This window comes from Leptodesmis sp., assembly GCF_052746595.1.
On sequence record NZ_JBRAGO010000124.1, the window covers coordinates 1 to 11,792 of the forward strand.

The 11,792-nt window shown below is 50.3% G+C and carries 14 protein-coding genes and 1 pseudogene; 10 read left to right on the forward strand and 5 right to left on the reverse strand.

The window, feature by feature from the left end:
- The 4 genes from ACUVQO_RS20250 to ACUVQO_RS20265 form a co-directional block, all read right to left on the reverse strand.
- Positions 1–246: hypothetical protein (locus ACUVQO_RS20250; protein ID WP_445927640.1), on the reverse strand; the 246-nt coding region annotated here is incomplete at its 3' end.
- A 182-nt stretch (positions 247–428) separates the two neighbouring features.
- Complete coding sequence (locus ACUVQO_RS20255) at positions 429–1,931, reverse strand: alkyl/aryl-sulfatase (protein ID WP_445927641.1); 1,503 nt, start codon at positions 1,929–1,931, stop codon at positions 429–431.
- On the reverse strand, positions 1,901–2,431 hold the full coding sequence (locus tag ACUVQO_RS20260; RefSeq protein ID WP_445927642.1) for an MBL fold metallo-hydrolase: 531 nt from the start codon (positions 2,429–2,431) through the stop codon (positions 1,901–1,903). The genes ACUVQO_RS20255 and ACUVQO_RS20260 overlap by 31 nt, the downstream gene beginning before the upstream one ends.
- A 331-nt stretch (positions 2,432–2,762) precedes the next feature.
- Positions 2,763–3,746 carry a Na/Pi symporter gene (locus ACUVQO_RS20265; protein WP_445927643.1) on the reverse strand — a complete coding sequence of 328 codons (984 nt, stop codon included), beginning with the start codon at positions 3,744–3,746 and terminating at the stop codon, positions 2,763–2,765.
- 912 nt (positions 3,747–4,658) lie between these two features.
- On the opposite strand from ACUVQO_RS20265, the gene ACUVQO_RS20270 reads away from it, so the two are divergent.
- The 10 genes from ACUVQO_RS20270 to ACUVQO_RS20315 all read left to right on the forward strand — a co-directional run bounded on the left by ACUVQO_RS20270 (position 4,659) and on the right by ACUVQO_RS20315 (position 11,508).
- Entirely contained in the window at positions 4,659–4,934 is a 276-nt protein-coding gene (locus ACUVQO_RS20270; RefSeq protein WP_445927644.1) for a hypothetical protein, read from the forward strand.
- A gap of 48 nt (positions 4,935–4,982) precedes the next feature.
- Positions 4,983–5,174, forward strand: a complete 192-nt coding sequence (locus tag ACUVQO_RS20275; protein WP_445927645.1) for a hypothetical protein — start codon at positions 4,983–4,985, stop codon at positions 5,172–5,174.
- 63 nt (positions 5,175–5,237) lie between these two features.
- Positions 5,238–5,897 (forward strand): efflux RND transporter periplasmic adaptor subunit, encoded by a 660-nt coding sequence (locus ACUVQO_RS20280; RefSeq protein ID WP_445927646.1) that lies wholly within the window; start codon positions 5,238–5,240, stop codon positions 5,895–5,897.
- A gap of 5 nt (positions 5,898–5,902) precedes the next feature.
- Entirely contained in the window at positions 5,903–6,235 is a 333-nt protein-coding gene (locus ACUVQO_RS20285) for an efflux RND transporter permease subunit (RefSeq protein WP_445927647.1), read from the forward strand.
- 159 nt (positions 6,236–6,394) lie between these two features.
- Positions 6,395–6,580 (forward strand): efflux RND transporter permease subunit, encoded by a 186-nt coding sequence (locus ACUVQO_RS20290; protein ID WP_445927653.1) that lies wholly within the window; start codon positions 6,395–6,397, stop codon positions 6,578–6,580.
- A 33-nt stretch (positions 6,581–6,613) separates the two neighbouring features.
- On the forward strand, positions 6,614–6,757 hold the full coding sequence (locus tag ACUVQO_RS20295; protein WP_445927648.1) for a hypothetical protein: 144 nt from the start codon (positions 6,614–6,616) through the stop codon (positions 6,755–6,757).
- Complete coding sequence (locus ACUVQO_RS20300; protein WP_445927649.1) at positions 6,754–7,683, forward strand: efflux RND transporter permease subunit; 930 nt, start codon at positions 6,754–6,756, stop codon at positions 7,681–7,683. The genes ACUVQO_RS20295 and ACUVQO_RS20300 overlap by 4 nt, the downstream gene beginning before the upstream one ends.
- Positions 7,684–7,835: 152 nt before the next feature.
- Positions 7,836–7,985 carry a hypothetical protein gene (locus ACUVQO_RS20305; RefSeq protein WP_445927650.1) on the forward strand — a complete coding sequence of 50 codons (150 nt, stop codon included), beginning with the start codon at positions 7,836–7,838 and terminating at the stop codon, positions 7,983–7,985.
- A 372-nt stretch (positions 7,986–8,357) separates the two neighbouring features.
- Complete coding sequence (locus ACUVQO_RS20310) at positions 8,358–8,609, forward strand: hypothetical protein (RefSeq protein ID WP_445927651.1); 252 nt, start codon at positions 8,358–8,360, stop codon at positions 8,607–8,609.
- 73 nt (positions 8,610–8,682) lie between these two features.
- Positions 8,683–11,508, forward strand: a complete 2,826-nt coding sequence (locus ACUVQO_RS20315) for a bifunctional aspartate transaminase/aspartate 4-decarboxylase (protein WP_445927652.1) — start codon at positions 8,683–8,685, stop codon at positions 11,506–11,508.
- A 54-nt stretch (positions 11,509–11,562) separates the two neighbouring features.
- Here the strand turns inward: ACUVQO_RS20315 and ACUVQO_RS20320 are convergent.
- Positions 11,563–11,792 (reverse strand): annotated as a pseudogene (locus ACUVQO_RS20320) (cyclic pyranopterin phosphate synthase MoaA); the annotation flags it as partial.

Below are 11,792 nucleotides of genomic sequence, written 5' to 3' on the forward strand. Positions count from 1 at the left end.
ACCCCCACCTGCTACGCGAGGATGGGGGAGTGCAGGCTGATTTCGTTCAAAAAAGCTGCTGAAGTTACTTTGTTGGGCAAGCAAGATGGGCGATCGCAGCGTTGGCGCCACCTGAACCTCAGAATTCACCAGAGGCAATCTCAACGAGGCCATTTTGGCAGAGACCGTTTCAGCCGGGGTTATGGGAACCAGCACAGCACCCATCAGGATCGGAAACAAGGATTTGGAGAGATGCAGAATGGTCATAAGCGTGTAAATACCTATTCAAACTCATAATCAATCAAAGGCAAACTGATATTACACGATTATCGGTAATGTTTCAGATAGGTAGTCAGTATCTGGTGGCGGCATTGCACTGAAATGCCGCTACGGATCGATAACAACATGTTTGAAACATCACCTGCCCCTCTGCACATCCCCTCATTGCCTTAACCCCCAGAGGTATCGGCAGGCTGGGGTTGTTCAAAAGCGTCTTTTTGATGGGAGGTGGCGGCTTTTGCGGGATGGGTTCCGGGCATGATCTCAAAGTCTGGGGTAAACTCGACTAGAAGGCTCCGGAGTTGTTCAAAGACAGCGGGATTGCCTTCCAGTTTTACCCTCCCTGCACCGATCAAATCCGGGAAGGTGGATAGTCCAGCCATAATCAGTTCTAGGTCACTGCGATTGATGGTCAGGGTGAGATCTGGATTTTTTGCCAGGAACCCTTTGATGTTCGTCAGCGTTGAACTACTCATCCCCGCCGTAAATTTCTCACCATTATCTGGTGTGATTAAGTTGATGGTGAAGTTAATTCCCGCTGCTTTCCGGCTATCTACTCGAATTGCAATAAAGTCGAGTAACAGTTCGGTAGGCATAGCGCGAACCATGTCTGGTGTCACCGTCTTTGCCGTGACACCACTGGGGAAGCCATTTCGCAACTCATAGGCCGCAGCGAGAAAACTGTTGCGGACACTGGGGCTTTCTTTCTGGTACCCAATCTGTTCAAACACACCCGCCAGCAAATCTTTCGCCGCCTGGTTCTGAGGTTCGGCATAGGCCAGCTTGTTGAGGATTTCCATTGCTTCGCGGTATTTGCCCTGGTCGTATAGTGCCTTGCCCTTTGCCAGGATCTTCTCTGCCCCGCCCATCATTTCCACGTAAAGTGGAGCCGATTCGTGGGGTGAGAGGGGAATAAGGGTAGCTGGATTGGCATCCCAGTAGCCCAGGTAGCGGTTAATCACGGCCCGGCTATTATGTTCCTCAGAACCGTGGTAGCTGTGGGCCGCCCACCGTTGCTGTAAGCTTTCTGGCAACTTGTAAACGTTATGGATCTCATTGATCGTCACGCCCTGGTTGGCCTGGTGCAGTACCTCGTTATGCAGATGGGCATAGGTATCCCGCTGAGTCCGCATCACTTCCTGAATCCGGTCATTGCCCCAGCGGGGCCAGCTATGGGTGGCAAACATCACCTCGGCTTCCTGACCAAACAGGTAGAGCGCCTCACTAATTTTCTTGGACCATTCCAGGGCATTCCGTACCAGGGCACCCCGTAGCGTGTAAATGTTGTGGATCGTGCCGCAGATGTTTTCCGCTGCCCAGAACGCCTTCCAGTCGGGGAAGTAGGTGTTCATCTCGGCGGGGGCTTCGGTGCCAGGAGTATTTTGAAACACCATACGAACGCCATCAATGGTCAATTCCTCAATATCCTGCTCAATGTATCGGGTCGGCTCAATCAATCCCACCAGTCCGGCAGCCGTGTTCTTACCAATTGATTGATCCACATGACCAAAGGGACTACGCGGCAACAGCAATCCGTACTGAAAGTAAGCTCGGTGGATCATGGCCGTTCCGGTATACACATTTTCGGCGATCGCGTGTTCCATGAACCCAACCGGAGCAATCACCTGCACCTTGCCGCTTTTCACATCGGCCTCATCCACCACGCCACGCACGCCGCCGAAGTGATCGACGGGGAATGGGAGTATACCACCGCCACTACCGGACGCTGGCCGAGATGCTGATTCATCAGGTCCAGTGCCGCTTTTGCCGTTTCCTTACAGGTCAACATGTCAAACAGAATCCATCCGGTGTTGCCCTTGATGATCGTCATATTGGCCGGGTCAAACCCGCGCACCTGATAGATCTTGTCGGGCAGGACTTCATACAGCCCGTAGGCCATGTTGAGAACGGCCTGACGTTGCAACGACGGATGAATGCTGTCGAACACGCTATCAAAACTTTGCAACAGGAACTCATAGCTACCCATATCCCAGGCGACATTGCCTGCTTCTGCCATAATCTGCTTGTAGGGAGGGGCCACAATGAAGCCTTTTTTCGCCTCTTCAAAATCCTGCTCATCCTGAAATGGCAGGCTCTTACGCAAACCATTTTGCAATTCAACTGTAAATGTAGACGGCATCTTTCCCTTGGGATCAAAATGCTCGTCTTTCATGGGTTGGGAACTTGAATGGGATGAGATTTGCATACTCATTTGAAGCACTCCAAAAGACAAATAGAGAATTTGACAGATGATAATCTAAAAACCTTGTAAGACCTTTAGACAAATTTTCTCTAAATATGTTCGACACTCGAAAGTGATTTCTACCTTGCTCAGGGAGATGGGCAAATGATACAGCCCTGAAACGAGTTCTAATAACCCACGAAAATTTTGAAACTCCTAAGATAAGTGAACATTTTAGGGCAACAAAATAGGAAACTGATAGGAAGCCTGGAACGATAATTAATGTTTTGTGACCTTCTGTAAAGGAATGAGTTAACTGGACTTAGAACAAGAGTGAAAGTCCCAGGAGAAGTAGGGGAATCACAAAAAATACGCCAATCAGGTACACGAAAGCAATGAGCTTATTTTCACTTGCTGCTGTCGCCAAGCGTTCTGTCCCAATCACAGACAATAGACGCAAGAATGGAATGCCAAAAATCACCAAAACTCCCAGCAGGTTGAAAAACAAGTGCACCTTCGCAATCTCTAGAGCGGGTAACGCCCTTTCCCCGGTAACCGATGTAGCCGCAAGCAGTGAAGTCACGGTCGTCCCGATATTTGCACCGAGTGTAAAGGGGTAGATCACATTCAGTCCCAGCACCCCGGAACCTGCAAGCGGAATCATCAAACTGGTGGTGGCAGAAGACGATTGCACCAGAATGGTGACAAATATACCTGCTAGAATTCCGGTGATCGGCCCTCTGCCCAAAGCAGTTTGCAGGATATCTTTTGCACGACCCACCATCAAAAGCTTAAGCAATTTGCCCATCAGTTGAACCGTTAAGAAAACCAGGGCAATGCCAATCAGAATCTGCACAATGCCATTGAAGGGTTCAGGCAGGAACCCGGTGGCGCTCCGAATTAGGTTGCGGAGGGGGCGAGTCATGGCACCTACCAGATCGAACTGATCCATGCTCAGATCGCTGTCACCTAAGAACAGGTCGGCAGAAGCCGTGCTGAGGCGTTCCAAAGGATGAAATAGGATCTCCAGTGGGAAAAAGATCAGCATCGCAAGGAGATTGAATAGATCCAGCACGGTTGATGCGGCAAAGGCTTGCTTGAATTCTTCCTTTTTGCCCACAAATCGTAAGCTCACAATGCCATTGGTGATAGAGGTTCCAATATTAGACCCCATGATCATCGGAACCGCAATTCGGACGGGTAAACCACCTGCCACTAAACCGACAATAATGGACGTTGTGGTACTGGAAGACTGCACCAATGCGGTAGAGAGAATCCCAACGACAAGAACGATCGCTTTTTCCACGGGTGGGTAGAAACATAAGCACCTGCGAGGGTAGTTTAAAATCCTGGCCTACCAGAGCAGTAAGGGCGGGTTGATAAGGACGGGTGTTTGGGTAATAGTTTTGCAGTGTGCCTTCTCTTCAAGACGTTTTGGCCGAAAGCGATACCTGCAAGAGCGATCGTAACTTGTCAGATATTCTTTCATAGCTCTCTTATGCCGAGGTTAAGAAACCTCCTGTGAAAATGAAATAGGGCACTCCGATGCTGAGACGGAAACAGGCAAAAAACAGGTTTTTGAGGCAATTTCAAAAATCGCTTTTTATGCTCAACAAGGGCAATACAGGCGATCAATTCCTATGACTTTCCTAGATTTTTCCTGTACTTTGGCATAGGTCAAGCAAAAAACGATCGCAGCAGATTGTCGTTAATCCAAATTTGCTCAAATACAAGTAGTCTGAGTTATGAGGGAAATATTCTGGATTTTGAGTATGAGATTGATGACGGCAATCGTAAAGTAGCAGAGGTTTCCAAAAAGTGGTTTCGGATTGCTGATACTTATGGTGTCCAGATCAAGTCATCCCAAAACGACTTTCACATTCTTGCCATGACGGTGGCAACGATATGATGGCCCATGCTTGAGAAGCCCTGGATTCTGAAATATGGTGCCCTTCAGGTGCGATCGTAACAATTGAGCATATACCGCCCTGAGTTCTTGGACTATGATATATCATCCTATGGAGAGACGATTTCTGTGGTGGCGGGGGGATTGCCCATACTACTACTCAGACATTCGAAGCGCCTCTTGATAGTTCAACTATCTTAATATTGCCAGATTAAAATTGATAGCTTTCTACATTATTAACCTATGCAGTGTGCGTACCTGACCTGGCTAAGAGTCAAACGATTCCATCTCTCCGCTACATCGCTAGCACTTTTGAGTTTCGGATTTCTTGCGATGCCGCTGGTGTCTTGCCAGAAACAGGGATCTCAGAGTGCTGCTCCTACCACCGTACCCGTCAAGCTGCAGGTCTTACAAACCAGTGCCGTGGCGGATAGTTCCGAGTATGTGGGGCGATTGGAATCGACTGAACGAGTAGACTTGCGACCGGAAACTCAGGGAAGAATTGCCAAAGTACTGGTGCAACCGGGCGATCGCGTTGCTCAGGGAGCCACGATCATCACGATTCAGCCTGCCCAGACAGCGCCCTAGTTAGAAGGTGCCCAGGCCGGGGTCGGGGCAGCCCAGGCGAACAGGAATGTGGCAGTGCAGCAACTGCGGAATGCCGAAAAAGGTGTTGAAATCGCCCGCACTGAACTGGCCGGTGCCCAGGCCAGCCAGGAGTTAGCGAAAACCAACTTCGATCGCGCCACGTTTTTACTGGGTCAGGGAGCGATCGGCAAGTTTGACTACGATCGCGCCCGGACTGAGTTAGAAGTTAGCAGCAATTGAGTGCGAACGGCCCAGGAACGAGTTGGACAGGCAGAAGTTGCGGTTAAGCAGGCCTAGGCAGCGGTGGGTCAGGCCGAGGCCGGAGTGCGGCAGGCTCAATCCCAGGTGGCCTCAGCAGAAGTAAACGTCGGATTTAAGCAGGTGACGGCTCCGATCGCGGGGGTGATTGGCGAAATTTTTGTCAAGCCAGGGGATCTGGTGTCCAGTGCTCAGACGATTACCAATATCATCCAGAATGATGCCCTGGAGTTGCGGATGTTGGTTCCATCTAATCGTCTGGGTCAGTTGCGGCCAGGGTTAACCGTGGAATTAATTGATCCTAATTCCCGCGATCGCATCAGTACTGGACAGGTGAGTTTCATTTCACCCTCGGTTGATCAGGCGGCTCAGGCGGTTCTGGTCAAAGCGGTGTTTCCCAATAGCAACGGCAAGTTACGCAATGGCCAATCCGTGGAAGGCCGCATCATCTGGGATCGCGGTACTGGCCTGTTAATTCCCACCACTGCGGTGTTGCAGATGAGCGGCAAGAGTTTTGCTTATGTGGCAGAAACGGATAACTCCAATGGCAAAACGCAACAGGTAGCCCGGATGCGACCTGTGAAATTAGGGGATATCCAGCAGCAAAGCTACCAAGTCTTGAATGGCTTAAAGCCTGGAGAATCCCTGATCGTATCGGGCATTTTACGGCTCCGTGACGGTGTGCCCATTCAACCAGAAACCTGAACCCCATGATCTTTTCCATTGCCACGCCTTTTATTAAACGTCCGGTGCTGACCATGGTTTGCACCCTGATTATTTTGCTGGTAGGTGCCGTCTGTATTCTGCTGCTGCCGATTAACTACCTGCCCGACATTGCACCGATTCAAATTCGGGTGAGTGCTCAATACACTGGAGCCGATGTGAACACGGTGGAAGATACCGTGACGGTCGTACTGGAACGAGAAATTAACGGGGTGCAGGGGATGGACTACATGACCTCCAACACCTTTGCCGGAAATAGCCAGATCTCGGTCTTTTTTGGGTCCGATACGAACAAAAACACGAATCAGGTGAATGTCTAGAACCGGGTCGCTCAGGCTGTTCCTCAGCTTCCTACCCCAGTCCAACAACTGGGGGTGACAACGAGAGCCTCCTCCAGCAGTATTTTGCAGATTTATGGGGTGTACAGCGATCGGGATGAATTCGACGACATTTTCATCAGTAACTATGTGGATTAGAATATTGTCGAACGTCTGCGACGGGTGCCCGGTGTGGGGGATGTCACGGCGTTTGAGGATAAACCGAATGCGATGCGGCTGTGGATCGATCCAAGGGCGCTGGCAAGTCGGAACCTGACGGTTCTGGATGTGATTAACGCGCTGCGATCGCAAAATGTGGTCATGGGGGCTGGTGGTGTGGGGCAGTAACCGACGCCCCCAGGACAGGAACAGAATTTTGAATTGCCGATCCGGGTGGAGGGACGGTTTCGGGATGAGCATGAATTCAACAATCTGGTAATTCAGCGCACCCGTGAAGGGGGACTGATTCGTCTGCGGGATGTGGGATGCGCCCAACTAGGAGCTATGTCAGTAATGCCCGAGTGAACGGCAAGGTGGGGGTGGGGGTTGCCATCTACCAGGCACCTGACAGTAATGCACTGGACATTGCGGGGCGGGTGGCCTCAGAAATCAAAGAGGTGGAAGCGACCCTACCATCGGGACTGAAAATCGATCTGGTTTACGACACAACTGAGTTTGTGAAAATGTCGATTCAGGATGTGATAATTACCCTGATCCAGGCGTTTCTGCTGGTGGTGCTGGTGATTTTCATCTTCCTGCAAAACTGGCGCACTACCGTCATTCCGCTGATTGCCATTCCAGTGGCGTTGATTGGGGCAATGGAGTTTGCGTTCCTGTTTGGCTTTTCGATTAATAACCTGACGCTGTTTGGATTAATTCTGGCTACAGGGTTGGTCGTAGATGATGCGATCGTGATTGTGGAGTCCTGTACGGAGAAGATTCAGAAGCAGGGTATGACCGCCAGAGAAGCCGCGATCGCGTCCATGAATGACTTAAGCGGAGCCACGATCGCCACTTCTCTCGTCCTTATGGCTGTCTTCATTCCGGTGGCCTTTTTCCCCGGTTTCACGGGCAAACTGTATCAACAGTTCGCGTTGATTATTGCCTTTGCGATCGTCGTTTCCACGTTCAACGCCCTCAGCTTCAGTCCCAGTATGGCAGGGATTCTGCTGGGGCCAGCGCAACCGATGGGAGGCCCCTTCGGCTGGTTCTTCGATAAGTTCAATCGGTTTTTCTTCTGGCTCAGCGACCGCTTCTACCAGTGGGTGCAGTTCTTCATCAAATCCGTTACATCATTCTGGGGCTGTTCGTGGCCAGGTCACTGGCAACAGTCTTTGTGGATGACTTTGCCAGCAACGGACAGGAAATCATTGCCAAAGCCAATCAGCAACCTGCCATCGCCGGAAGCGCATCTACCACCTTTACGACGGGCACTCCTCAACTCCGGTTAGAGCTAGATCGCAACAAAATCGAATCTCTCAACATCGACTTTCAGCAACACTCCCAAGTCCGAGGAGTTATTATGAATCACAAACTGTTATTGTTTTCCAGAACTATCACAATGCTAGTTGGCACAAGCCCCGGCTTCATTCTAGCAACGCTCATGCAAACTCCTTTTAGTACTGGATTGTATCGAGACCAGAAGTCCGGATTCATGATCATTGGCGCAGTCGGAGGGTTCCTGTTTAGAGTCAGTATGGAAGCCCTGCAAGAACTCAAAGAGCAACGCGATCGCGAAGAAAAAGATTCTTAATCCAGTAGCAAGGCGATCTGTACTGCTACCTGCCAGGGTCAGTCAACCCATTTACCCATTACTGAAAACCTACGAACTACTACATCACACTAGAGAAAAACAAACCCACGACACTAATTGGGAAGTTGCCAGAGTTTTTTAACAAAAAACAATTAACCCAGAAAGCTAACTCCCAAGAAGAATGATATTATCAAGGACACGTTTGGCTTGAATACTGCGATTTGCTGTCCAAAGGGTGGGGTGTATTTTGATTCATCTACTTGAGAAGTCGCTATGGGACAAGAAAGATGAAAAATCTACATCCGTTTAAGAGCGCCCAAAGCTGCTGCGATCGCAGGTATTCTGTTTGCGATATTGATCTTCATTTCCATCGTGCTCTTCCTGGCTGCTATGCCAGAAAAATCAGGAGATAACCTGGCATGGTTGACTAAACATCGGAACAACTTACTGCTGTCCTTCAATCTGATCCCCTTTGCTGGGATTGCGTTCCTGTGGTTTATGGGGGTCGTGCGCGATTACCTGGGAGACAATGAAGATCAGTTTTTTGCCACCATATTTCTGGGCAGTGGGTTGGTTCATCTTGGTACCAAATCCCACGAAGCGGCAACTGTACGATCGCGTTAGGAAATGTATCTAAATTGCGAATTCGGCGATCGCTTTGGATGACAATTAGAGTCACCACGCTAGGGGGATGGTGATGAAACCAGCAGAGCGAAGAAAATATGCAGCGCTGAGTCCCTTTCAACTCAAAGACCAGCTCATCCAGTTTGCCACCAGCCATGCTGAACGCATGATGCTGAATGCGGGACGGGGCAATCCCAACTGGTTGGCTACCACCCCCCGGTCTGGGTTCTTTCAACTGGGACTGTTTGCCGTGCAGGAGTCCCAGCCAGTTCTGGCCCGGCAGCATCTGGGAGGAATGCCACCGCCAGAAGGAATTGCCCAACGGTTGCAGCAGTTTCTGGCGGAGCGATCGCAGCAACCGGGAATCGCGTTTTTGCAGGATTGCCTCACCTATGGGCAGACTCACCTGCACCTGGATCTGGATGAGTGGGTGTATGAACTGGTACAGGGCATTCTGGGCGATCGCTATCCGGAACCAGTGCGCATGCTGAGCCAGACTGAAAAAATTCTGCATCGCTATCTGGTGCAGGAGTTATGCCACGATCAGCCGCCACCGGGACACTACGACCTGTTTGTTACGGAAGGAGGCACAGCGGCCATTTGCTACATCTTCAACTCTCTGCTGGAAAATAAGATCCTGCATAAACACGATAAAATCGCTTTGGGCACTCCGATCTTTACCCCATACCTGGAAATTCCCCACCTGAACACCTTTCAGTTGCAATCACTGGCCATTGAAGCCTGGGAAGCCCTGGATTGGCAGATTCCCGACGCCGAATTAGACAAGTTAGCCGATCCGGATGTGAAGGCTTTCTTCCTCTGCAATCCCTCCAATCCCACGTCAGTCAGGCTAGAGTCCAGCGCGATCGCAAAACTGGTGGATTTAGTCACCATCCAGCGTCCCGACCTGATCGTGATTACGGATGATGTTTACAGTACGTTTGTGAATGACTTCCGTTCTCTGATGGCGATCCTGCCGCACAACACGATTACCGTGTACTCCTACTCCAAATACTTTGGGGCGACAGGCTGGCGACTGGGGGTCATCGCCCTGCATACCGACAATGTAATTGACCGGCTAATTGCCGCACTGCCTGACTCCACAACCCACCACCTGAACCGGCGCTATGCCCACCTGGCCCTGGAACCTCAGCGGTTGAAATTCATCGATCGCATGGTTGCGGATAGTCGCAACGTGGCCCTCAATCACACTGCTGGACTGTCCACCCCGCAACAAGTCCAGATGGCGCTATTTTCCCTGTTCTGCCTGCTGGATCGAGAAGATCACTATCAGCGCACCTGTCAGGACATTGTCACTCAACGATGGACGGATCTCTATCAAGCCTTAGGAACAGTCCCCCATGATGCCATCCATCAAACTCACTACTACACCACGATCGACCTGCTAAAGTTGGCGATGGACACCTACGACTCCGACTTTGTGGACTACCTGGTGAAGCATTATGATCCTCTTGATTTTGTGTTCCAACTGGCCAAAGAGCAGGGCATTGTGTTGCTACCGGGAGGAGGCTTTGAGGCTCCTCAATGGTCGGTGCGGGTGTCCCTGGCCAATCTCCCAGATGCAGCCTACGTGAAAATTGGGCAAGCGATCGTGGCGTTGATGCAGACCTACCATGATGCATGGAAACTGAAGACCGACCACCTGCCGCACCAGCCTCGCATCAAAACTACCATGAGATATCGTATTAGACCTAAAAGCAAACCATTATCGGCATCGGATCCGGAAAGCGATCACTTTGATTATCGGTGTGAATGTGGCACCGGACAGCCAACTTGTATTCATCCCCTGCCTGGTATCCTGCTGATTAGTGGTGCCGAAGAGGGGCGGCTGGGAGAAGATGCGGCTACCCGCTGGTTTCTCAAACGGGCCAAAGGTGGAAATTATTTAGTCCTGCGATCAGGTGGGGTGGGTTCGCAAGCCGTCTGGATTTGTGAGTATTACCGAGAGTTCATCAGTTCTGCGGCTGAACTTTCGATCGACAGTCGTGCAGCAGCCAATCATCCAGATGTTATTCAATATATCCGTGATGCGGATGCTTTATTTATTGCGGGTGGGAATCAGAATGAGTATGAAGACTATTGGGAAGGATCAACCGTTGAAACAGCTATTAATGACTTAATCCATCAAAAGAAGATTCCGATCGCTGGTACCAGTGCCGGCATGACCATTTTAGGAGATTATTACTATGCCCCTGCTCATGAAGGCTTACTCAGTTCAGAAATTTTGAACGATCCGTTTCATCACAATACAAAAGATATTTACCGCAGTGATTTCATTCAAGTTCCCTGCCTGAAACATGTGATTACAGATACCCATTTAGATCGAATCAACAAGGATCATCCCGAAACCCGGTATGGCAGATTATTTGGATTCTTGGCCAGAATTGTGCATGATACTGGCAATCAATTTCCAGTCTATGGCATCGGTTTAGAGGAAGGAGCCTTTGTCGCCATTGATGAACAGGGAATTGCCACGGTCTTTGGCAATGGCACCACTCAGGGACAGGATGCTTATTTTTTGCAAACTCAAGGCGCAGCGCCGGAACAGATTCAACCGGGTTTACCGTTAATTTGGAATCACCACGGTAAAGCCGTTAAGGTCTATAAAATTTCAGGAACCCCGGAAGGCAGTGGCCAATTCAATCTCAACATTGGTCCCAGGCTGCTGGAGGTCATTGGGAATACTGGTTTACCACAGGAGGAGCGGCTGGGTTTCACCAACGGATCTAGACGCATGGCTTTTGCGGTACTTGGCCGCCCTACACACTTGATCAACTACTTCAGTCCAAATCAACTACTTCAGTCCAAGGGACTCCCCGCCCACCCCAATTCAGGCTATGGGTGTAAATTACACTCTCAGTACAATTTTTCCCGCTAAATGAGTAGCGGTACTCAGGGATGAATGGCCAGGATAGAACCTCAACTTACCTGCCTACCCACCGATCTGCGACATCGTACGGGCATAGCGACCTGTGATGCCAGAGTCGCGGTCTTTGTAGTTGATTTCGGGTTTGAGCATCAGCAGTTCTCGAACCTGTTGGCGCAGTTCGTAGAGGAGAATACCCGATCGCAACGCCGTTCTCAAATCAATCTGTCCGGTTTCGTTGAGCAAACAGGGACGCAGCCAGCCATCGGCAGACAGACGCATGCGATTACAGCGAT

Coding starts and splice junctions, on each gene's coding strand:
- ACUVQO_RS20260 (WP_445927642.1), bottom strand. CDS start 2,431: ATGAAAGACGAGCATTTTGATCCCAAGGGAAAGATGCCGTCTACATTT.
- ACUVQO_RS20285 (WP_445927647.1), top strand. CDS start 5,903: ATGATCTTTTCCATTGCCACGCCTTTTATTAAACGTCCGGTGCTGACC.
- ACUVQO_RS20305 (WP_445927650.1), top strand. CDS start 7,836: ATGCAAACTCCTTTTAGTACTGGATTGTATCGAGACCAGAAGTCCGGA.
- ACUVQO_RS20315 (WP_445927652.1), top strand. CDS start 8,683: ATGAAACCAGCAGAGCGAAGAAAATATGCAGCGCTGAGTCCCTTTCAA.